Origin of the sequence: Bartonella sp. AA81SXKL (genome assembly GCF_042196945.1) — a bacterium.
Taxonomy (GTDB): Bacteria; Pseudomonadota; Alphaproteobacteria; order Rhizobiales; family Rhizobiaceae; genus Bartonella.
Map to the genome: position 1 here is coordinate 1 of NZ_JBHIRH010000245.1, position 710 is coordinate 710.

Sequence of the window (710 nt, forward strand, 5' to 3'; positions counted from 1 at the left end):
TTAGATATTTTTCCTTGTATACTCTCCAAAATTCTTATGAAGAAATATATCATATAACGCTTTACGATATGTTACCGTAATTACAACACATCAAGTCCCAATTTCTCTGATAGCATTTATATTTTAAAATTATCGCAATTATTCTTATAGACCAATTATTTTAAAAAGCACCTTGCATTATTAGAAGCTTTATCACAAACTATAGCGTATACAATAGCTAATCCAAATCATGCCTTATCAGGCAATTTATCCGGAGTTTGTACACCATGGCTGATTATAATATTCCCCATTTCCAAAATGATCTTGGATATAAAATAATCGAAATTGGTGTGAAAGAGTTTATGTGTGTAGGTGCCACACAACCATTCGATCATCCCCACATCTTTATTGACATGGGATCAACTGATGAAAAAATTTGCCCTTATTGTTCAACGCTTTATCGTTATGATCCCTCACTATCGTACAATCAAACAAATCCAACGGGATGTTTATATAACCCTAAATAATGTCTGCTCTTTTTTTTCAAATGCAAGAGAGTAACTCATGAACCAATCACCAATTATCGTTGGCGGTGGTATTGCTGGTTTAAGCTCTGCTTTGGCACTTGCTTATAAAGGAATTGCAAGCACCATCATCGAAAAGCGCAAACAGCTTGAGAGTGTAGGTGCGGGTATTCAGCTTACTCCAAATGCAACGTGTATTTTTGCGCG

The 710-nt window shown here is 35.2% G+C and carries 2 protein-coding genes; both read left to right on the plus strand.

Annotated elements, in window-relative coordinates; genetic code table 11:
- Window positions 1-266: 266 nt before the first annotated feature.
- Window positions 267-506 (plus strand): zinc-finger domain-containing protein, encoded by a 240-nt coding sequence (locus ACFINZ_RS10875; protein WP_011180854.1) that lies wholly within the window; start codon window positions 267-269, stop codon window positions 504-506.
- Between the two features lie 37 nt (window positions 507-543).
- Window positions 544-710 (plus strand): FAD-dependent oxidoreductase (locus ACFINZ_RS10880; RefSeq protein WP_375701524.1); only part of this gene is annotated, 167 nt, incomplete at its 3' end.

What these genes read in the sequence shown, in the direction of transcription:
- ACFINZ_RS10875 (WP_011180854.1), top strand. Translation starts at nt 267, where the DNA reads ATGGCTGATTATAATATTCCCCATTTCCAAAATGATCTTGGATATAAA.